Annotated in this window: 15 protein-coding genes; 7 read left to right on the top strand and 8 right to left on the bottom strand. The window is 57.7% G+C overall.

Translation table 11 applies throughout. The annotated features are described in order from the left end of the window. Positions 1-154: 154 nt before the first annotated feature. Together Y71_RS18540 and Y71_RS18535 are read right to left on the bottom strand one after the other, a co-directional pair. Positions 155-2,521 (bottom strand): glycoside hydrolase family 31 protein, encoded by a 2,367-nt coding sequence (locus Y71_RS18540; protein ID WP_007374017.1) that lies wholly within the window; start codon positions 2,519-2,521, stop codon positions 155-157. Positions 2,522-2,536: 15 nt separating this feature from the next. Next, positions 2,537-3,838, bottom strand: coding sequence for an MFS transporter (locus Y71_RS18535; protein WP_007374018.1), 1,302 nt, complete (start codon positions 3,836-3,838; stop codon positions 2,537-2,539). A 297-nt stretch (positions 3,839-4,135) separates the two neighbouring features. On the opposite strand from Y71_RS18535, the gene Y71_RS18530 reads away from it, so the two are divergent. Next, positions 4,136-5,209 (top strand): LacI family DNA-binding transcriptional regulator, encoded by a 1,074-nt coding sequence (locus Y71_RS18530; RefSeq protein WP_007374019.1) that lies wholly within the window; start codon positions 4,136-4,138, stop codon positions 5,207-5,209. Here Y71_RS18530 and Y71_RS18525 read toward each other — a convergent pair. The 4 genes from Y71_RS18525 to Y71_RS18510 form a co-directional block, all read right to left on the bottom strand. Next, a complete protein-coding gene (locus tag Y71_RS18525) occupies positions 5,206-6,465 on the bottom strand; it encodes a DUF1479 domain-containing protein (protein ID WP_007374020.1) in 1,260 nt (419 codons plus the stop codon). The two genes, Y71_RS18530 and Y71_RS18525, sit on opposite strands and share 4 nt — an antisense overlap. A 161-nt stretch (positions 6,466-6,626) precedes the next feature. Beyond that, positions 6,627-7,442, bottom strand: a complete 816-nt coding sequence (locus tag Y71_RS18520; protein ID WP_007374021.1) for a Cof-type HAD-IIB family hydrolase — start codon at positions 7,440-7,442, stop codon at positions 6,627-6,629. A gap of 280 nt (positions 7,443-7,722) precedes the next feature. Next, positions 7,723-10,155: a formate C-acetyltransferase/glycerol dehydratase family glycyl radical enzyme gene (locus Y71_RS18515; protein ID WP_007374022.1), complete on the bottom strand. Its 2,433-nt coding sequence runs from the start codon at positions 10,153-10,155 to the stop codon at positions 7,723-7,725. Positions 10,156-10,159: 4 nt separating this feature from the next. Continuing rightward, on the bottom strand, positions 10,160-11,059 hold the full coding sequence (locus Y71_RS18510) for a glycyl-radical enzyme activating protein (RefSeq protein ID WP_007374023.1): 900 nt from the start codon (positions 11,057-11,059) through the stop codon (positions 10,160-10,162). 134 nt (positions 11,060-11,193) lie between these two features. Between Y71_RS18510 and fsa the strand changes: the two genes are divergently transcribed. Continuing rightward, on the top strand, positions 11,194-11,856 hold the full coding sequence (gene fsa, locus Y71_RS18505) for a fructose-6-phosphate aldolase (RefSeq protein WP_007374024.1): 663 nt from the start codon (positions 11,194-11,196) through the stop codon (positions 11,854-11,856). 39 nt (positions 11,857-11,895) lie between these two features. On the opposite strand, the gene moeB is transcribed toward fsa, so the two are convergent. Together moeB and moeA are read right to left on the bottom strand one after the other, a co-directional pair. Further along, positions 11,896-12,645, bottom strand: coding sequence for a molybdopterin-synthase adenylyltransferase MoeB (gene moeB, locus Y71_RS18500; protein ID WP_007374025.1), 750 nt, complete (start codon positions 12,643-12,645; stop codon positions 11,896-11,898). A gap of 2 nt (positions 12,646-12,647) precedes the next feature. Beyond that, a complete protein-coding gene (gene moeA / locus Y71_RS18495; RefSeq protein ID WP_007374026.1) occupies positions 12,648-13,880 on the bottom strand; it encodes a molybdopterin molybdotransferase MoeA in 1,233 nt (410 codons plus the stop codon). Between the two features lie 163 nt (positions 13,881-14,043). On the opposite strand from moeA, the gene iaaA reads away from it, so the two are divergent. The 5 genes from iaaA to gsiD are packed head-to-tail and all read left to right on the top strand — an operon-like array spanning position 14,044 to position 20,326. Continuing rightward, on the top strand, positions 14,044-14,985 hold the full coding sequence (gene iaaA, locus Y71_RS18490; RefSeq protein ID WP_007374027.1) for a beta-aspartyl-peptidase: 942 nt from the start codon (positions 14,044-14,046) through the stop codon (positions 14,983-14,985). A gap of 10 nt (positions 14,986-14,995) precedes the next feature. Next, positions 14,996-16,867 (top strand): glutathione ABC transporter ATP-binding protein GsiA, encoded by a 1,872-nt coding sequence (gene gsiA / locus Y71_RS18485; protein WP_007374028.1) that lies wholly within the window; start codon positions 14,996-14,998, stop codon positions 16,865-16,867. Between the two features lie 33 nt (positions 16,868-16,900). Beyond that, positions 16,901-18,442 (top strand): glutathione ABC transporter substrate-binding protein GsiB, encoded by a 1,542-nt coding sequence (gsiB, locus tag Y71_RS18480; RefSeq protein ID WP_007374029.1) that lies wholly within the window; start codon positions 16,901-16,903, stop codon positions 18,440-18,442. Positions 18,443-18,491: 49 nt separating this feature from the next. Further along, complete coding sequence (gsiC, locus tag Y71_RS18475; protein WP_007374030.1) at positions 18,492-19,412, top strand: glutathione ABC transporter permease GsiC; 921 nt, start codon at positions 18,492-18,494, stop codon at positions 19,410-19,412. 2 nt (positions 19,413-19,414) lie between these two features. After that, complete coding sequence (gene gsiD / locus Y71_RS18470; protein ID WP_007374031.1) at positions 19,415-20,326, top strand: glutathione ABC transporter permease GsiD; 912 nt, start codon at positions 19,415-19,417, stop codon at positions 20,324-20,326. Positions 20,327-20,409: the final 83 nt, after the last annotated feature.

Raw genomic sequence — 20,409 nt, 5'->3', positions numbered from 1 at the left:
CCATGGCGTCCAGACCTTGTCATCTGCGCTTCGGTTCGCCGATTTCGAGCGGGGAACTTAACCCCATCGCTGCAAGACTGGTGTTAGCAAAAACTGTCTCATTGCTGAAAGGGCGCTGATGCCGGGTAAGCGCCAGCGCCATCCGGCATCGGCGTTATGCAAACATCCACTCCGTTGCCGCCACGCCATTGATCAATAACTGGCGTTTATCTCCCGCAGGCAGCGTCACTTTCAGTGCCTGCCAGGCCGGGCGGTAATCACCGCGGGTGCGCACCTGTAAATCCACGCTGCTGCCGCTGCAAACCATTTCCCATTCCAGCCACAGCGCATTGCCGTCTTTATATCCCCAGGATTCGCCATCATCTTCAAACAACAGACCGCCGGAACGCCCCGTACCTTTTACCGGGAAGAGTCTCAGCTCGCGGGTATCATCCGCTTTGGCATCCACATGGCTAATGCGCTCGCTCATCGGCAATCCGGCACCGGCACGAACCAGTAACGGCAGGGTTTCCAGCGGTGCATCCAGCGTTACCCACTGGCCCGGCGCATACCAGACGCCGCTGTAAAAGTCATACCAGCCGTTGTCATTGGCCGGTAACCACACGCGGCGTTCGCGCTGGCCGGGTTCAACCACGCTGGCGACAAGAATATCGCGGCCGAGCAGGAAGTCGTCGCACTCCTCGAACGTCTGTTGGTCATGTTCGTGATCGAGGAACGTTGGGCGCAACATCGGTTCATCGTCGACGTGCGCCTGCCACAGCAGCGTGTAGAGATAGGGCAACAGGCGGTAGCGCAATTCAATGGCGCTGCGGATCGCTGGTGTAATTGCCGGGTACATCCACGGTTCGTTGACCGTGCGATCGTCGTTCCAGGAGTGGATGGTAAAGCGCGGATGCATCACGCCGTTCTGTACCCAACGAACGAACAGTTCCGCATCCGGTTTATCGCCGGAGAAACCGCCAACATCGTGACCGACGTTATACAACCCGGAAAGGCTCATGCCGACGCCCATCCGCGTGTTGTAACGCAGCGTATCCCAGTTGGTGCGGTTATCTCCGCTCCAGGTCTGCACATAGCGCTGCATCCCGGCGCAGCCGGAACGGGAGATCAGATACGGGCGTTTCTGCGGCGCAAAACGCTGCTGCGCTTCCATCGAGGCGCGCATCATCAGCAGCGGCATCACCGGGCGAATATGTTTGATGGCGATTTCGCGGCCAAAACCCTGGCAGCGCGCTTCGCCGTCCCACACTTCGAATTCATTATTATCGTTCCAGGTGGAATCAATCCCCATCTCCAGCAGTTGCGTGGTCACACCGTCCTGCCACCAGGCAACGGTCTGCGGATTGGTAAAATCGAGATGAGACCCTTCATCGTCCCAGAAGCTGGAACGCTCCGGCGCGTCGTTTTCCGAATCGCGAATAAACAGGCCTTTCTCCGCCACTTCGTTATAGCGCGGGTGATCCTGCAACAGGCAGGGTTTGATATTCGCAGCCAGCTTCAGCCCGGCATCGTGAAACGCCTGGCTCATCACTTTCGGCTGCGGCACTTTGTCGTAGTTCCAGTTAAAGACGTAGCGCTTACCGTTAATTGAGGTATAGCCGGAGGAGAGCTGGAACGAATCGCACGGAATCGCATGTTCTTCGCACAGGCGAATAAAGTTCATCAGCTGATTTTGCGCATCCGGCGCATCGGTGTAATGCATGGTCGAGCCGCTGTAACCGAGGCTCCATTTCGGCCCGAACAGCGTTTTCCCCGTCAGGCGGACAAACGCTTTGGTCACATCCAGTGCGCGTGCGCCGGTAAAAATGTAGTAATCGATATCACCGGCTTCGGCCTGCCAGCGGCGATAAGCGGTGTGGTAGTTATCGATTTCATTGCCCAGATCCAGCCAGCAACTGCTGAGGTTGTCATAAAACAAGCCGTAGCTGATATCGTCCCGGCGCGTCAGGGTAAAGGGAATGTGTTTGTACAGCGGATCGGTGCTGGCGGCGTTATATCCCATTGCATCAAGGTTGCGCATTTCATAGCGCTGGCCGTTACGTTGCAGGTTGCCCGCTTTTTCACCAAGACCGTAAAAGCGCTCCTCTTTTTTACGGCTGAGATAGTGCGCCACGCCGTCGCCGTGCGCGTTCACCAGATAGGCGCTGGTAGGACGATCGCCTGCCAGCCACTGCCACTCGCCCGCCGCATTGCGGTAGTGCCACTCCAGCCACAGCGGCTGGTGGACCGTCACGCGTAGCTGCGCGCTTTCCAGCACCAGCGTGTCGGCCTGCTGAGTCAGCGTCCAGGCGGGCAGGGTGAAGCCCGACACATCTTCGCGCGAACGGCCTTCCCACGGCACATCTTCACGCGGCGCAATACTCCAGGTTCTGTCCAGCGCCAGCTCGCCTTTGCGTTTTAGCAGCACGCGGAACAGATGCTCTTCCAGCACATACAGGCACAAGGTGTGTTGCCCGTCCACCAGCAGCTCAACGTGGTGAGCCGCCTGTTTTTGTAACGTCCAGTTCTTCAGCGTTTTCATTTCAACGATCCACAATCAGGCGCGTTTAGCGCGACGTTCAGCAATAAATGCCACCAGGAACAGAGCGCCAATCAGGTCAAAGAAACCCATGGCAATAAACAGCGGATTGAAACCAATCTTGTCGGCGGTCACGCCGATCAGCAGTGAAAAGAGGAAGCTGGCGATCCACGCCGCCGAGCCGCGCATGCCGTTCACCGTCGCCATTTGCCCTTTATCGAAGGACTCGACCACCAGTGCGCTCAACATGCAGGAGATGATCTGGTGGCCAAAACCGCCAATCGAGATCAACACAATGGTGATGTAGGGATCGCGCGTGATGGCGACCACGGCCAGCGAAATCATCAGGAATGCGCCGGTCACGGAACTGGCCACCACCGAGTTCACACGGGTGCAGCCAAACCAGCGGGTATAGAGTTTGGTCAGATAACCGCTCGCCACGCTGCCGAGGTCAGCGGCGAGGAACGGCAGCCAGGCGAACATCGCAATCTGCTTCAGATCCATGCCGTGCTCTTTCGCCAGATAGAGCGGCACCCAGAAACTCAGCACCGCCCATGCCGGTTCCGCCATAAAAGCGGGAATGGCGATACCGTAAAAGCGCTTGTTTTTCGATACGGTTTTCAGCGCAGTAAAGAAGGGGAGTTTCACCGCTGGCGGTTCGTGATCCTGCTGAATAAAGGTCAGTTCGTCCTTGCTCAGGTTCGGGTGTTTATCCGGATTATGGTAAAACGCCCACCACAAAATGACCCACACCAGCGCCAGCACGCCGGTAAACATAAACGCGCCCTGCCAGCCAAACGAGGCATGGGCGAAGTAGATGATCGGCGGCGCCAGCATCGCACCAATCGAGAAGCCGACGCCCGCCCAGCCCGCAGCAACCGGGCGTTCCGCTTTCGGGAACCATTCGCCGATGGTTTTGGCGTTGGCTGGCGTGGCAGCAGCTTCCGATGCGCCCATGGTGAAGCGCAGGATCGCCAGATGCACCCAGTTGGCAGCACCCGCGTGGAAGATACAGGCCAGCGCCCAGATAATGGCGCACACCATAAAGCCGACTTTCAGGCCGATGACATCGATCAGCCAGCCGCACAGCGGCTGAAAAATGGTGTAAGCGAGCTGAAAGGCGCCGACAATCCACGAGTACTGTTCGGTGGTGATACCGAGGCTGCTTTTCAGTTCCGGCGCCAGAATGCCCAGCGAGTTACGGGTGATGTAGTTCACCGTCACACCGAATAAAAACAGCACCAGCATCCACCAGCGTAATTTTTTCACTATCCGGCGGCTCTTGCTGGCCGCCATTTCGTTGTTGATTCCCTGGCTCATTCTTTTCTCCGCACATCGTTTTGTAGGGAAGTCGGGGCGAGTCTTTCAGATTTGTTATACCGAAGTGGTTCGCCAGAAGATTTTTTTCGTTTTTTGCCATCAAAATGCATACAACTAGTATGGAAGTTGTACGACAGGTTTACGTTAGGTGAGAAAAATGCGCCGCTAAAGCGGATTTTGTGCAAGGATTCTCATCAGTGACGGCAGATATGCGGCAAACTCTTATTCATGCCATGAATAACAGGGTTTATGGCTCATGAAAATTTTCCCATTCAGCAAATGGAGCGAGATCACAGAATGGATAAAAAGCTAAAAATCAGTGAAATTGCCCGCCGTACAAACCTGTCTACCAGTACCGTTTCACGCGTGCTGGCCGGTAAAGCAAACACCAGCGAGCAGGCACGAAGCGCGGTGCTCGCCTGCGCCCGTGAGCTGGGCGTGATGGAGGGCATTGCTGCCGGGCGTCTGTTGCTGAATAACCTGGTGGTCTTTGCGCCGCAGCGCGCTTTTGATGAGCGGTCCGACATCTTTTATTACCGCGTGATCCAGAGCATCAACAAAGCGCTCGATTCTCACGAAGTACGGCTGCGCTACTGTGCGCTGGAGGAGTTGGACAGCGACGCTGGCACGTTTCTTGGCAGGATGCAGGCTGCGGAAACGCAGGCCGCAATCCTGCTCGGCATTGACGATCCGCACATTCACGATCTGGCAGCAGAGAGCGGCAAACCCTGCGTGTTGATCAACTGCCGCGACAGGCGGATGCGTCTACCGTCGATCGCGCCGGATCACCGCACCATTGGCGAATTTGCCGCACGCTATCTGTTTGATATGGGCCACCGCGACGTGGTGACTGTTATGTGCCTGCGCCGTTACACCATGGATCTGCGGCTGGCGGGGATCAAAGATGCCTGGCTGCATGACAATTTGCGCTTTAACAGCAAGCGCAATTTGATCACGGTTCCCAGTTTCAGCGCCCGCGAAGCGCAGCAGCGGGTGGGCGAGTGGCTGGACGACCCGGCGCATAATGTGCCGCCCACGGCATTTCTCGTCAGTGGGGATTTTATGGCGGAAGGCACGGTGCGCGCGTTGCAGCAGCGCGGTTTGCGTGTGCCGCAGGATATCTCGGTGATGAGTATCGATGCCTTTAACCTGGCGGCGATTCAGGATGTCCCGCTGACGGCGGTGCATGTTCCGCGCGATGAGCTGGGCGTTGAAGCGGTGCATCTGTTACAGCAGCGGTTGATTCGTCCGCAGGCGGCGGTCGGTTCGCTGCTGTTGAACGGCACGCTGGTGGTGCGGGAATCGGTACGGCGGATACGTTCGGGACAGCAACGCACCGCCGTTGAATGGCAGGGGCTATACGACGCTTAAACGTCGATACCCAGCGCACGTTTACCGTGCGCATTCAGATCATCAAGCGTAAAGCGGCCTGTCCAGTCGCTTTCGTAGTTCTCGCGCGGGAAATCCCCCGGCGATGCGCCTTGCTCCAGCGCCACTTTCACCTTGCGGGCATAAGCGAGGTTCTTCTCGCACAGCGGCGCGGCGGGAATATACATCACGTTCCCCCAGCCCTGCTGGTTTTCCACCGGCGCGACCGAGTGGATAACATCGCAGTGCCACCACACGGAATCGCCCGCGTCCAGCGCTGGTATGCTGCTCAGCGCCTCAATCAGTAGCGGGTGCCACTTCTCTGAAACCGGCAGAACGCGGCCCGGCGCGACGCCGCACAGTTCATCCTCCGGTACATCGTCAAGCAGCGGACGCAGCAGGATATACGCCATCGCTTCCGGGATCGGCACCACGTGCAGCAATCCCTGGCCGGGGATCATGTCCGACAGCGCCGTCCAGCCCTGGAAGGTACGGAATACTGAGCATTTGGTGGTGTTATCCACCGTGTACTCTTCCACCTCGGTGCGATGCGCGGCATCCCACGGATCGTACTCTTCCAGTTTGCCGTTAAACACGCTGGCGAATACGCGCTGGTAAGCGGGCAGCAACCAGCGCTCCAGCGCGCCGGAATCGGTATGCGCGCCGAGCCCTTTTGAGGTGGTACCCGGCGGGCGACGGCGGATGCGATCCGGGTAGATCACGCTGACATCCGGGTCGAACCACTGGCGGCCTTCGCTTTCGAAACGCCACAGGCGATTGAGGAAAGATTGCACTGCCGCCATTTCATTGCTTTGCCGCGCCTGCATTTGCGCCTGCGACCAGTAAATCGGGTAGATTTCCGGGCGCGACGCTTCCAGCGTGCCAAAGAAGCTGTCGCCCGGGCCTTTATACACATCGTCAAAATGGTTGGCGTCGAGATAATCCAGCATTGCGCGATCCCAGCCCAGCGCCCGATCGCGCGGAAAGTGGCCTTTGATCACCGCGCAACCGCGCTGTTTAATCAGCGCCCGCTGCGCGTCGCTAACACGGCCCTGCGCAATATCGGCGTAAGGGATTTGTGGCCAGACCGATTCGCCGCGCGCTTGCAGCGCTTTGATCTCTGCGACACGGGCGGCAATCTGCTCGCTCAGGCGGTTAAAGACGCTTTGCACGTCGCCGATCTGCGCGCGCAGTGTCTGTTTCATCTGACGAATCGACGCTTTGTGATCGGCAGGCAAGGTCTCGCTGGTAAACGTCATGTGAACCTCTCAACTTTCATTCGAAAGAAATTAAACTTACAAGTGATAATCTAAGTTAAAAATAAGTTAATGCAAGTTTAAAAATTTGATGGGCAGCACAAAGGGAGAAAAGAGAGAAGAGCAGGGGAGGAAAAAGCCGGAGCGGGCGCTCCGGCGGGAGATTAGCGGTCGAACGGTGCGGTATTATCGAGCACGGCCTGAATCACGTTCAGCGCGCCCTGATGATTGTTGTCATCGGTCTGATGGCGGGCAATGGCTTTAATGGCATCCCCGGCGTTGCCCATGGCAAAGGAGAACTCCGTCATGCGTAGCATTTCAGCGTCATTACCGCTGTCGCCAATGGTGACGCACTGCTGCGGCGACACGCCCCAGCGTTTCAGCAGGCGGGTAATGCCGTTGGCTTTATGCAGACCGGGGATAATCAAATCAACGAAGCCAAAACCGCTGGTGACCGGCTTCATAATGCCATCAAGTGAGACATGCAGTTCATCGATGAGCTGCGGAATCTCGCTGTCCGGTAAGTTCAGCGAGAACTTAAACAGCGTGTCGTCAATCTTCTGGAAATCGCGCACCGGTTTTAAACGGTAGTAGTGCTTTGACATCAGATCGACAAATTCGGCCGGGGCGTTCTCGCTTACGTAGGCGCTTTCCAGCCCGCAGGCGACAAAGTTCAGGCTGCTGTCTTTTAACAGTTCGCCAATGACGACCTGCGCTTCGTGACGGGTCAGCTCACCGTGGAACAGTTGCTGGCCATGTTCATACACCAGCGCGCCGTTTTCGGCGACGAAACAAATCTTCTCTTTCAGTTCCGGGAAGAAGGAGATCAGCTGGTAATACTGGTTGCCGCTGGCGACCACAAACTCAATACCGCGCTGCTGAAGTTGCTGGAATTGCGCCATAAACCGCGTGCGATCGTACTGCTTGGCGTCATCAAGGAAAGTTCCGTCCATGTCAGTGACGATAACTTTGACGGTCATATACTGCGCTCCTGAATATTTTTGTAACGAGCAATATTCTAGAGACAATGTGAGCTGATGCACAAATTTTATTTCATATGAAAGTTTAACCGTCGTCTTTCGAACCGCAGGTGCGTTGGCTGCGGCGGTGCGCCCCGGTCACTTACTAGTGTAAGCTCCCGGGGACTTACCGCCTTGCCGCCTTCCTGCCATTCGAAATCCATAGGTTAAAGGGGAAGGGAGTACAGGTAGCGGCGTTATGTATATTGCCGGACAAACGCAGCGCTGTCCGGCAATCACCTTACAAAGTGTGTTCGGTACGGGCGATAATGTCGTCCTGCGTATCCGGCGACAGGGCGGTGAAGAACGCCGAATAACCTGCCACGCGCACCACTAAATCGCGGTACTGATCCGGATGTTTTTTCGCTTCCAGCAGCGTCTCGCGCGAAACAATGTTGTACTGAATATGCCAGCCCTTATGCACTTCAAAGAACGTGCGCAGCAGCACCATCAGTTTCTGCTTATCGCTCTCGTTTTCCAGCGTTGCCGGGTTCAGCTTCTGGTTCAACAACACGCCGCCGAGGATCGCTTCGACCGGCAGTTTACCCACCGAACTGATGACCGCCGTCGGGCCGAGATGATCGGTACCGGAAGCGGGACTTGCACCTTCCGCCAGCGGGGTGTGCGCCTTGCGGCCATCCGGCGTTGCCATGGTGGCGGCACCAAACGGCACGTTGGCGGAAATCGACGACGTTCCGGCGTAGTAATTGCCGCCAATCGGGCCGCGGCCGTAGCGTGGATTATGGTACTGCTTCAGTTCGTCGATATAGGTCTGATAGGCGCGCACCAGCAGGTTATCCACGCTGTCATCGTCGTTACCGTATTTCGGCGCGCTGTTCACCAGACGCTGGCGCAGTTGTTCGTGCGTCAGGCCGTCAAAATTCGCCGCCAGCGCATCTGCCAGTTGCTGCTGCCCGATTACGCCCTGATCAAAGACCAGTTTTTTCACCGCAGCCAGGCTGTTGCCGAGGTTGGCGATCCCGACCTGCAAACCGGAAACCCAGTCATACTTCGCACCGCCCTGTTTGATGCTTTTCGCCCGTTCGATGCAGTCGTCAACCAGCGCTGAGCAGAGAATATCCGGCACGTTCTCTTCCAGCATGGTATCGACGACATACTCGATCTCGATGGATTTACGCGTGTAATAGCGGATCTGCCGATCCCACGCCTGCATCACTTCATCAAATGCTGCAAAGTTACCGGTGGAAAGCGCTTTGCTCTGCGGCAGGAAGATCTTACCGCTGGTGGCGTCGCGACCGCCTTCCAGCGCGGCCAGCATCACGCGGGCAAAATTGATAAAACTCATGCCGGTGCAGCGGTAGCCCCATTTGCCGCCGACCGCTGTTTCGATACAGCCAATCGCGGCATAGTCGTAGGCATCGGCCGTTTCGACGCCCAGTTTGATAAATTCCGGGATCACAATTTCGTCGTTATTGAACGCCGGCATGCCGAAGCCGCAGCGGATCACCTGCACGCAGGCGTCGAGGAAGTCGTTGCTCATCCCGGCGTGGTAACGCACGCTCAGGTTCGGCTGCGTGGAGCGCAGACGACCGCAGGATTCGAGGATCGCATACGACAGCGGATTTACCGCATCCTGCGCTGCGCCGTTAATCCACTGCTGCCCGCCGATGGTGACGTTCTGGTATAGCGGGCTACCCGCCGACGCTTTCGAGTGCGAGCCGGAACGGATCTTGTTCACTTCCAGCAGCTTCAACCAGCAACTGTGCAACAGCTCGATGGCATCTTCCCGTTGCAGTGATTGTTGCAGTTCAACATCGCGGCGGTAATAGGGATAGAGATACTGATCCATGCGGCCGAACGAGACCGAGTGGCCGTTGGATTCAATTTGCAAAATCAACTGGATAAAATAGCAAAGCTGCAACGCCTGCCAGAAAGTTTTCGGCGGTTCATGGGCAATAATCAGGCAGTTTTCCGCTATCGCCAGCAGTTCGTCGCGGCGGCTTTGGCGCGTTTCTTCACCCGCCATTTTCCGCGCCAGATCGGCAAAACGCTCAATATGCAGGCTCACGGCCTCAAGCACGATATCGATCGCTTTCAGGAACTGGTCGCCGTGCAGATCGTCAAGCACCGTCAGGTTGATGCGCGTGCGGCGTTCGTCCACTTTATGCCGCAGACCATCCAGCCCTTTCTCCAGCAGCAGCGGGAAGTTGACGGCGAGGTGCGCATCGCCGGAGGTCATGTTGCCTTCGGCTTTAATAATGCCGGTGTCGAGCAGCGCTTTTTGTTCGTCGGTAAACATACCATAGCAACGATCCTGCACCGTCTGGCCGCGCCACCACGGGCAGATCTCATGCAGTATGCGCTTATTCTCTTCGCTGACGGCAAAACCGGCACCGGGGCGATCCGCCAGTTCGTCGATCTCTTTTTCAATCCACGAAACGGTGTATTCCGGGAAGATCGGCGCGGCGCGAACTTCGCTGGCCTGGTTGCCGATAATCAACTCGTCATGCTTGATCCAGATCGTGCGCTGCGCCAGATGGTGCGCCAGCGCCAGCGCGCGACGTACCGGCAGCGGTTTATCCATATTCTGCTGATAAATCTGAGTGTAATGGCGGGCGCGTTCGGTGCAGACCGGCGGTTTAACAATATGGATCAGCGCCGTTTTATGCGCTTTGATGCGGTCAGTCAGCGTGTTCAGTTGCAGTGTGGTCATGGTGTTATCCTCGTAATGTCGCCGTCAGCCCTTTCTGGCTGGCAAAATCTTCGGCAAACGCCAGCAATTGCGGGGCGTCGAGCGGCTTTTCAGGGGCGGTGTAGGGTTCGCCAAGCAGGTGGTACTTGTTCATGCCCAGCGTGTGATAAGGCAAAAAATGGATGTCGCTGACGTTCAGTTCGTCGGCGGCAAAGGTGGTAATGGCTTTGATTGACGCTTCGTCAGCGTTAAAACCGGGGATCAGCGGCACGCGGATGGTCATCTTTTTCCCCGCCTGCGCCAGCCGTTTCAGGTTGTCGAGCACGCGTCTGGCCGAACCGCCGGTCCACTGACGAAATAGAGCCTCATCGACGTGCTTCAAATCCGCCAGAAACAGATCAACGTAAGGCAGGGAAGGTTCGATATAGTGCCACGGCACATGCAGGCAGGTTTCCACTGCCGTATGAATACCCTGCTGGTGGCTGCTTTGCAGCAGCGCCTGCGCCAGTTGCGGGTTCATAAACGGTTCGCCGCCGGAAAGGGTGATCCCGCCGCCGCTGCGCAGGTAAAAGGGTTTATCGCGCAGCACGGCGGCCATGATTTCATCAACGCTTTGCGTTTCGCCGCAGACGCTCAGCGCCTGGGTCGGGCAGCAATCGGTCAGGGCGTTAAGCTGCGTATCGTTTAGCTTTTCCCGGTGGATCAGCAAACCGTTCAGCGCACGCTCAATCACCTGCGGTGCGGCCTGCTGACACAAATCGCAGCCTGCAAGGCACAGACGCTCATCAAACAGCAGGTCGCGCGTGCGGGAGCGGCTTTCCGGGTTCTGGCACCAGCGGCAGCTCAGCGAACAGCCCTTCAGAAAGACCACCGTACGAATACCGGGGCCATCATGGGTGGAATAGCGCTGAATATTGAAAATCATAACCTGCCTCCGTTATTTCATATGAATAGTAAATTACTTTCGAATGAAAGTTATTTTGATGAAGGTCAACTCTTTGGCGGGTTGTTGCGTGATAGCGTTAAAGCATGCGGAAACTCACACTTCAGGTGAAAACGATGGAACTCTATCTTGATACCTCTGATGTCGCGGCAGTGAAGAAACTGGCGCGTATCTTCCCGCTGGCGGGTGTAACCACAAACCCCAGCATTGTCGCCAGCGGCGCTATACCAATTGAGAAACTGTTGCCCGCCTTGCATGAGGCGCTGGACGGCCGCGGGCGGTTGTTTGCCCAGGTGCTGGCGAATGATGCCGACGGTATGGTGGCCGAAGCGCGTAAGCTGCGGGAAATGGTGGCCGATCTGGTGGTGAAAGTACCGGTAACGGCAGAAGGTCTGGCGGCGATTAAGCGCTTAAAAACGGAAGGTATTCCGACGCTCGGCACTGCCGTTTACGGCGCGGCGCAGGGATTGCTGGCGGCGCTGGCGGGCGCGGAGTATATCGCGCCGTATGTTAACCGCGTAGATGCGCAGGGCGGCGACGGAATTCAGACCGTGACAGAGTTACAGCGCCTGCTCACGCTGCATGCGCCGCAGTCGAAAGTGCTGGCGGCGAGCTTTAAAACACCGCGCCAGGCGCTGGATTGCCTGCTGGCGGGCTGTGCATCCATTACGCTGCCGCTGGATGTGGCGCAGCAGATGATTGCTGCTCCGGCGGTAAGTGCGGCAGTCGGGAAGTTTGAACAGGACTGGCTGGCGGCCTTTGGGCGCGTCACGCTCTGAGTAATAAGCCGGCTGGCATCGCGCCATCCGGCAATGACATCAGCCGCCGCATACTTCACAGGTGGGGTTGCGTTGCAGTTTCATTTCGCGGAACTGGCAGGTCATCGCATCATACATCACGATTTTCCCCGCCGCTGGCGTGCCATAGTGCGCCAGCACTTTTATCGCTTCCATCGCCTGCAACGAACCAATCACTCCCACTAATGGCGCCATCACACCGGCTTCCACGCAGGTCAGCGCGTTTTCGCCAAACAGGCGGCTCAGACAGCGGTAGCAGGGGGTATTTTCTTGCCAGGTAAAGACGCTGATCTGCCCCTCCATACGAATGGCCGCGCCGGAAACCAGCGGCACTTTATGCTGAAAACAGCCCGCGTTGAGTTGATTGCGAATGGCGACATTATCGGTGCAGTCCAGCACCAGGTCATGGGCGGCAATCTGCGCGAACAGCGACGCTTCATCCAGCAGCGCATTGATGGCGGTGTACTGCACATGCGGATTAATGCGCAGCAGCGATTCGCGGGCGGAATCCACTTTCGCCACGCCAATATCCGCATCGCCGTGCAGCGTCTGGCGTTGCAGATTGGAGAGCGCCACGCTATCGAAATCGAGCAGCGTCATCTGCCCGGCGCCCGCCGCCGCCAGATACTGCGCGGCAGCGCAACCCAGACCGCCCAGGCCGACCACCAGCACGCGGGCAGCTTTTAACCGCTCCTGACCGTCAAAATCAAAACCGCGCAGAATGATCTGCCGGTTGTAGCGCATCATCTCCGCGTCGCTGAGTTCGACCATCTTTAGCCTCCAAAGAGCGGGGTAAACATCTCAACGTCCACCCATTCGCCCGCTTCGACATTGCCGCGCTCGCGCTCCAGCACCACGAAACAGTTGCCCTGGCTGAAGGAGCTGAAAATGTGCGAACCCTGATGTCCGGTACTGCGCACTTCCAGCGAACCATCTTCGCCGCGGCTTACTATGCCGCGCTGGAAATCGAGACGACCGGGTGTCTTTTTCAACCGTTCCACGGCGCGGGCGCGAAAACGCAGCGGCTCGAAAGTAGCCGTATCGCCGCTCAGTTTCGCCAGCAGCGGCTGCACCAGTTGGTAGAAAGTGAGAACAGCGGAAACCGGATTGCCGGGCAGACCGCAGAACCAGCTATGGCTCAGCTTGCCGAAGGCGAAGGGTTTGCCGGGCTTGATCGCCAGCTTCCAGAAGGCGATTTCGCCCAGTTCGTCGAGGATGGTTTTGGTGTAATCGGCTTCGCCTACCGACACGCCGCCGGAGCTGATGACCACATCGGCCTGCTGGTCTGCGGCGATAAAGGTCGCACGCAGTTTTTCCGGATCGTCCGGAATAATGCCGAGGTTAATCACCTCGTAACCCAGTTGCGCCAGCATCAGATGAATAGCCAGGCGGTTGGTGTCATAAATCTGCCCGTCGGCCAGCGGTTGCCCCGGCAGTTGCAGCTCGTCACCGGTAGAGAACAGCGCCACGCGGACTTTGCGCAGCACGGAGACATCCGCAATGCCCAGCGATGCCAGCACCGGCAACTCGGCGGCAGTCAGTTTGGTTCCGGCGCGAAACACCACGGCATCTTTGGTGATATCTTCACCGGCCCTGCGGATGTTCTGATTTTGGCGTACCTCAGAGGTAAAGCGGATACCGGCGTCTGTTTGCTCGGTTTGTTCCTGCATCACGACGGCATCGCAACCGGCAGGAATCGGCGCGCCGGTCATAATGCGCACGCAGGTGCCTGCTGGCCACTCGCCTGCGAAAGGCTGTCCGGCAAAGGCTTTGCCCGCCACCGGTAAAGCGCTGCCGCTACTCACATCGGCGATCCGCACGGCATAACCGTCCATCGCCGAGTTATCAAAACCGGGGACATTTAGCGGGGAGATAATATCTTCTGCCACCACGCGGCCAAAGCAGGCGATGAGCGGTAAGGTTTCGCTTTCCGTCAGCGGCGAAATGCGTGACAACATCTGTGACAGGGCCGTCTCCAGCGAGATCAGGCCATTTGATGATTCCATATTTACTGTCCTGCACAATGCGTTAAGGGGCACATTATGGCAGAAAAGGCGAGTCGCCAACACGGCTTGCGGCTACCTCGTTGTAATCACATCGCTTTACATCGTTGTAACGAATTTCTATATTCAGAAATCGTCGGAAACGAAGTGAACCCGGGCAGCACAAATGGTGAAAGCGGTAATCGCAATACATGGCGGGGCGGGAGCGATCGCCCGTGCGCAGATGAGCCAGCAACAGGAGCTGCGATATGTCGAGGCACTCTCTTCGATTGTCGAAACCGGCCAGCGAATGCTGGAGGCGGGCGAAAGCGCGCTGGACGTGGTCACCGAAGCGGTGCGCCTGCTGGAAGAGTGCCCGCTGTTTAACGCCGGGATCGGCGCGGTGTTCACCCGCGATGAAACCCACGAACTTGATGCCTGCGTGATGGATGGCAACACTCTGCACGCCGGGGCCGTCGCAGGCGTCAGCCGCCTGCGTAACCCGGTGCTGGCGGCGCGGCTGGTGATGGAGCAAAGCCCGCACGTATTAATGATTGGCGAAGGGGCGGAGAATTTCGCCTTTTCGCACGGTATGGCCGAGGTTTCGCCGACGATCTTCTCTACGCCGGAGCGTTTCCAGCAACTGTTGCAGGCGCGGGAAAACGGGCAAACGGTGCTCGATCATGGCTCTGCGCCGCTCGATGAGAGTAAAAAATTCGGTACGGTTGGTGCGGTGGCGCTCGATAAACAGGGGAACCTGGCGGCCGCGACCTCTACGGGTGGTATGACCAATAAATTGCCGGGGCGCGTCGGCGACAGCCCGCTGCCGGGCGCCGGGTGTTATGCCAATAACGCCAGTGTAGCGGTCTCCTGTACCGGCACCGGCGAAGTCTTTATCCGCACGCTGGCGGCGTACGATATTGCGGCGCTGATGGACTACGGCGGATTAAGTCTGCACGAGGCCTGCGAAGCGGTGGTGATGGATAAACTCCCGGCGCTCGGCGGCAGCGGCGGGCTGATTGCTATCGATCGTGAAGGCAATGTCGCATTGCCGTTTAACAGCGAAGGGATGTACCGCGCCTGGGGCTATGCCGGCGATGCGCCGAGCGTAGGCATTTATCGTGAATAAGGAGAGTGGGGTGTCGCACGGGGTTGAGACAGATGCCGATGTGGTGCTGGATGTCCGCAATCTGAATATCGGTTTTCGTGATGAAAAAGAGCTGACCCCGGCGGTACGTCACCTCTCATTTTCCCTGAAACGGGGCGAAACGCTGGCTATTGTCGGCGAGTCCGGCTCCGGTAAATCGGTGACGGCGCTGTCGCTGCTGCGCCTGATTGAACAGGCGGGCGGTGAAGTGAGCTGCGATCATATGCGCTTGACGCGGCGCAATCGCCAGAAAGTGGATCTGACCCGCCTCTCTTCGTCGCAGATGCGTAGCGTGCGCGGCGCTGACATTGCGATGATTTTTCAGGAGCCGATGACCTCGCTCAACCCGGTCTTTCCGGTTGGCGAGCAGATTGCCGAGTCGATTCGCCTGCACCAGCGGCTGGGGCGTGAAGATGCGATGAATGAAGCGCGGCGCATGCTCGACCTGGTGCGCATTCCGGAGTCGCAGGCTATTTTATCCAGCTTCCCGCATCAGCTTTCCGGCGGCATGCGCCAGCGGGTGATGATTGCTATGGCGCTGTCGTGTCGTCCGGCGGTGCTGATCGCCGACGAGCCGACCACCGCGCTGGATGTCACGATCCAGGCGCAGATCCTGCAACTGATCGCGGTGCTGCAAAAAGAGATGTCGATGGGGGTGATTTTTATCACTCACGATATGGGCGTGGTGGCGGATGTCGCTGACCGGGTTCTGGTGATGAACGATGGCGAAGCGGTGGAGACGGGCACGGTAGATCAGGTTTTCAATGCGCCGTCGCATCCTTATACCAAAGCGCTGCTGGCTGCAGTGCCCAAACTTGGCGCGATGAACGGCAGCAATCTGCCGCGCCGCTTTCCGCTGATTTCCATGAAAAACCCTCAGCATCAGGAAGCGGAAACCGAACAGAATACGGTGGTGCCGGGCGAGCCGATTTTGCAGGTGCGCGATCTGGAAGCGCGCTTTCCGCTGCGCAGCGGCATTCTCAACCGCGTGACCAAAGAGGTGCATGCGGTGGAAGGCGTCAGCTTTGATCTCTGGCCGGGCGAAACGCTGTCGCTGGTCGGTGAATCTGGCTGTGGAAAGTCAACCACCGGGCGGGCGCTGCTGCGGCTGGTGGAGAGTCAGGGCGGTTCGATTATCTTTAACGGTCAGCGGATCGACACGTTGCCGGACAGCAAATTGAAACAGGTGCGTCGCGATATTCAGTTTATTTTCCAGGATCCTTATGCTTCGCTGGATCCCCGCCAGACGGTGGGCGATTCGATTATCGAGCCGCTGCGGGTGCACAATTTATTAGCGGAAAAAGAGGGACATCAGCGGATTGAGTGGCTGCTGGAGCGCGTCGGCCTGAAACCGGAGCACGCCTGGCGTTACCCACATGAGTTTTCCGGCGGCCAGCGGCAGCGCATCTGCATTGCCCGCGCGCTGGCGCTGAATCCGCGCGTGGTAGTGGCGGATGAGTCGGTCTCGGCGCTGGATGTCTCTATCCGCGCGCAGATCATCAATTTATTGCTCGATCTCCAGCGTGAAATGGGGATCGCGTTCCTGTTTATTTCCCACGATATGGCGGTGGTGGAGCGCATCAGCCACCGGGTGGCGGTAATGTACCTTGGGCAGATTGTTGAGATTGGCCCGCGCCGCGCGGTATTCGAAAACCCGCAACACCCCTATACGCGCAAATTAATGTCGGCGGTTCCGGTGGCCGATCCTGCGCATACCCATGCGCAAAGAGTGCTGTTATCTGATGACATGCCCAGCAATATCCGCAAGCGCGGCGAGTCAATGCAACGCGTGCAGTTGCAGAACGTGGGGCCGGGGCACTATGTTGCCCGTTCCACGCCTGGCAGTACGCAGTCCCGTTTTTAACTGAGCAGTGGCAGGGTTATTCAGGAGAGCAACATGACACAATTCGTTTACCGGCAGTGGCGGCTCGTTGCAGGCATGTTGTTCGCGCTGACCGCCACGCAGGCCTTTGCCGCGAAAGACGTGGTGGTTGCGGTCGGCTCCAATTTCACCACGCTCGATCCCTATGATGCCAATGACACGCTGTCGCAGGCGGTAGCAAAATCCTTTTATCAGGGGCTGTTTGGCCTGGATAAAGATATGAAACTGGAAAACGTGCTGGCGCAAAGCTACACAGTTTCTGCCGACGGGCTGATCTACACCATTTTCCTGCGTCAGGGCGTGAAGTTTCAGGATGGAACCGACTTTGATGCCGCAGCCGTTAAGGCCAACCTCGATCGCGCCAGCGATCCGGATAACAGCCTGAAGCGCTACAACCTGTATAAAAATATCGACTTAACCGAGGTGGTGGATCGCTACACGGTAAAAATCATTCTTAAGCAGCCTTTCTCAGCGTTTATCAATATTCTGGCGCATCCGGCAACGGCGATGATCTCTCCGGCGGCGCTAAAAAAGTACGGCAAAGATATCGGTTTTCATCCGGTGGGTACCGGCCCGTATGAACTGGAAGCCTGGAATCAGACCGACTTTGTGAAGGTGAAGAAGTTCGACGGTTACTGGCAGAAAGGGCAGCCGAAACTCGATTCCATCACCTGGCGCCCGGTGGTGGATAACAATACGCGTGCGGCGATGCTGCAAACCGGTGAGGCGCAGTTCGCATTTCCGATCCCTTATGAGCAGGCGGAAGTGCTGAAGAGAAACAGCAAGCTTGAACTGGTCGCCAGCCCGTCGATTATGCAGCGTTACATCAGCATGAACGTCACACAAAAACCGTTTGATAACCCGAAAGTGCGCGAAGCGATTAACTACGCTATCAACCGCCCGGCGCTGGTGAAGGTAGCTTTTGCCGGTTTCGCTACGCCCGCTACCGGCGTGTTGCCGCCGTCGATCCCCTATTCGCAGGCATATCAGCCCTGGCCTTACGATCCGGCAAAAGCCCGCGAGCTGCTGAAAGAGGCGGGTTATCCGCAGGGCTTCAGCACAACGCTGTGGTCGTCGCATAACCACAGTACCGCGCAGAAGGTGTTGCAGTTTACCCAGCAGCAACTGGCGCAGGTGGGGATTAAAGTGCAGGTGACCGCGATGGATGCCGGGCAGCGCGCGGCGCAAGTGGAAGCCAAAGGGCAGAAAGAGAGTGGCGTACGCATGTTTTATACCGGTTGGTCGGCCTCAACCGGCGAAGCAGACTGGGGGCTGTCGCCGCTGTTTGCTTCATGGAACTGGCCGCCGACGCAGTTCAACACCGCGTTTTACAGTAACCCACAGGTGGATAAAGATTTTGCCGATGCGCTAAGAACCTTCAGCCCGCAAGAGAAAGAGCGTTTGTACAAACAGGCGCAGGACATCATCTGGCAGGAGGCGCCATGGGTGCCGCTGGTGGTGGAAAAGCTGGTTTCCGCGCATAACAAGAAGCTGACCGGTTTCTATATCATGCCCGATACCGGGTTCAGCTTTGACAATGCTGATTTGGTGAAATAACTGACTCATTCCACCTTACCGGACGGAAGGGGGCATGAGGGAACAAGCGATGCTTAATTATATTATTAAACGCCTGCTGGGCCTGATCCCGACGCTACTGATTGTGGCCGTGCTGGTGTTTTTATTTGTGCATTTACTGCCAGGGGATCCGGCGCGGCTGATTGCCGGGCAGGAGGCTGACGCGCAGGTGATTGAACTGGTGCGCCGCCAGCTTGGGCTGGATCAGCCGCTGTGGTTACAGTTCTGGCACTACATCACCAGCGTGTTGCAGGGGGATTTCGGCATTTCGATGGCGTCCCGCCGCCCGGTAGTGGATGAGATCGCCAGCCGCTTTATGCCGACGCTGCTGCTAACCCTCACCAGCATGTTCTGGGCGATGCTGTTCGGGCTGGGTGCCGGCATTGCCGCCGCCGTGTGGCGCAACCGCTGGCCGGATCATCTGGGAATGGCGCTGGCGGTCACCGGGATCTCATTCCCCGCTTTTGCGCTGGGGATGCTGCTGATGCAAATCTTCTCCGTTGAACTGGGCTGGTTGCCGACCGTGGGCGCCGATAGCTGGCAGCACTATATTTTGCCTTCTTTGACGCTGGGCGCGGCCGTGGCCGCCGTGATGGCGCGCTTCACCCGCGCCTCGTTTGTTGATGTGCTGAATGAGGATTATATGCGCACCGCGCGCGCCAAAGGCGTCAGCGAGCGCTGGGTGATCCTTAAGCACGGTCTGCGTAATGCGATGATCCCGGTCGTCACTATGATGGGGCTGCAATTTGGCTTCCTGCTGGGCGGCTCGATTGTGGTGGAAAAAGTCTTTAACTGGCCGGGGCTGGGGCGTTTGCTGGTGGACTCGGTGGAAATGCGCGACTACCCGGTGATCCAGGCGGAAGTGCTGCTCTTTTCGCTGGAATTTATTCTTATCAACTTGGTGGTTGATGTGCTCTACGCCGCGCTCAACCCTGCTATCAGGTATAAGTAAGGATGCGATTGTTTAACTGGCGCCGACAGGCGATTTTGAACGCCATGCCGGTGGTGAAACCGGGACATGTCCGCACGCCGTGGCATGAGTTCTGGCGACGTTTTTGCCGCCAGCCACTGGCTATGGCCGCCGGGCTGTTTGTGCTGCTGCTGATCCTGCTGGCGGTAATTGCGCCGTGGATTGCTCCCTACGATGCGGAAACCTACTTCGACTATGACCGGCTGAATGAAGGGCCGTCGCTGGTGCACTGGTTCGGCGTCGATTCGCTGGGCCGCGATATCTTCAGCCGCGTGCTGGTTGGCGCGCAGATCTCGCTGGCGGCCGGCCTTTTTGCCGTGCTGATTGGCGCAGCGATTGGTACGGTGCTTGGGTTGCTGGCGGGTTATTACGAAGGCTGGTGGGATCGCCTTATCATGCGCATCTGCGACGTGCTGTTCGCGTTTCCCGGCATTCTGCTGGCGATTGCGGTGGTGGCGGTGATGGGCAGCGGGATGGCGAATGTGATCATTGCCGTGGCCGTCTTCTCGGTGCCCGCTTTTGCCCGCTTGGTGCGCGGCAATACGCTGGTGCTGAAGCAGCAGACGTTTATCGAGTCGGCGCGCAGCATCGGTGCCAGCGATACGGTGATTTTGTTCCACCATATTCTGCCGGGAACGGTGTCGTCGATTGTGGTCTATTTCACCATGCGTATCGGCACCTCGATTATCTCTGCCGCCAGCCTGTCGTTCCTCGGAATGGGCGCGCAACCGCCGACGCCGGAGTGGGGCGCGATGCTCAACGAAGCCCGTGCGGATATGGTGATTGCCCCGCATGTGGCGCTGTTTCCATCGCTGGCGATTTTTCTGACGGTGCTGGCGTTTAACCTGTTCGGCGACGGCCTGCGCGACGCGCTGGATCCGAAGATTAAAGGGTAAGGCCGATCTCTATTGCCGGATGGCGGCGTCGGCTTATTTGATCTGGGGAAATGGTACAGCAGAAACAAAAAACCCGGCATAGT

Origin of the sequence: Kosakonia radicincitans DSM 16656 (assembly GCF_000280495.2) — a bacterium.
Classification (GTDB): domain Bacteria; phylum Pseudomonadota; class Gammaproteobacteria; order Enterobacterales; family Enterobacteriaceae; genus Kosakonia; species Kosakonia radicincitans.
The sequence above is the reverse complement of the archived record's forward strand: the minus strand, read 5'-3'. Positions and strand labels throughout refer to the sequence as shown.

Coding starts and splice junctions, on each gene's coding strand:
- Y71_RS18540 (WP_007374017.1), bottom strand. CDS start 2,521: ATGAAAACGCTGAAGAACTGGACGTTACAAAAACAGGCGGCTCACCAC.
- Y71_RS18535 (WP_007374018.1), bottom strand. CDS start 3,838: ATGAGCCAGGGAATCAACAACGAAATGGCGGCCAGCAAGAGCCGCCGG.
- Y71_RS18530 (WP_007374019.1), top strand. CDS start 4,136: ATGGATAAAAAGCTAAAAATCAGTGAAATTGCCCGCCGTACAAACCTG.
- Y71_RS18525 (WP_007374020.1), bottom strand. CDS start 6,465: ATGACGTTTACCAGCGAGACCTTGCCTGCCGATCACAAAGCGTCGATT.
- Y71_RS18520 (WP_007374021.1), bottom strand. CDS start 7,442: ATGACCGTCAAAGTTATCGTCACTGACATGGACGGAACTTTCCTTGAT.
- Y71_RS18515 (WP_007374022.1), bottom strand. CDS start 10,155: ATGACCACACTGCAACTGAACACGCTGACTGACCGCATCAAAGCGCAT.
- Y71_RS18510 (WP_007374023.1), bottom strand. CDS start 11,059: ATGATTTTCAATATTCAGCGCTATTCCACCCATGATGGCCCCGGTATT.
- fsa (WP_007374024.1), top strand. CDS start 11,194: ATGGAACTCTATCTTGATACCTCTGATGTCGCGGCAGTGAAGAAACTG.
- moeB (WP_007374025.1), bottom strand. CDS start 12,645: ATGGTCGAACTCAGCGACGCGGAGATGATGCGCTACAACCGGCAGATC.
- moeA (WP_007374026.1), bottom strand. CDS start 13,880: ATGGAATCATCAAATGGCCTGATCTCGCTGGAGACGGCCCTGTCACAG.
- iaaA (WP_007374027.1), top strand. CDS start 14,044: ATGGTGAAAGCGGTAATCGCAATACATGGCGGGGCGGGAGCGATCGCC.
- gsiB (WP_007374029.1), top strand. CDS start 16,901: ATGACACAATTCGTTTACCGGCAGTGGCGGCTCGTTGCAGGCATGTTG.
- gsiC (WP_007374030.1), top strand. CDS start 18,492: ATGCTTAATTATATTATTAAACGCCTGCTGGGCCTGATCCCGACGCTA.
- gsiD (WP_007374031.1), top strand. CDS start 19,415: ATGCGATTGTTTAACTGGCGCCGACAGGCGATTTTGAACGCCATGCCG.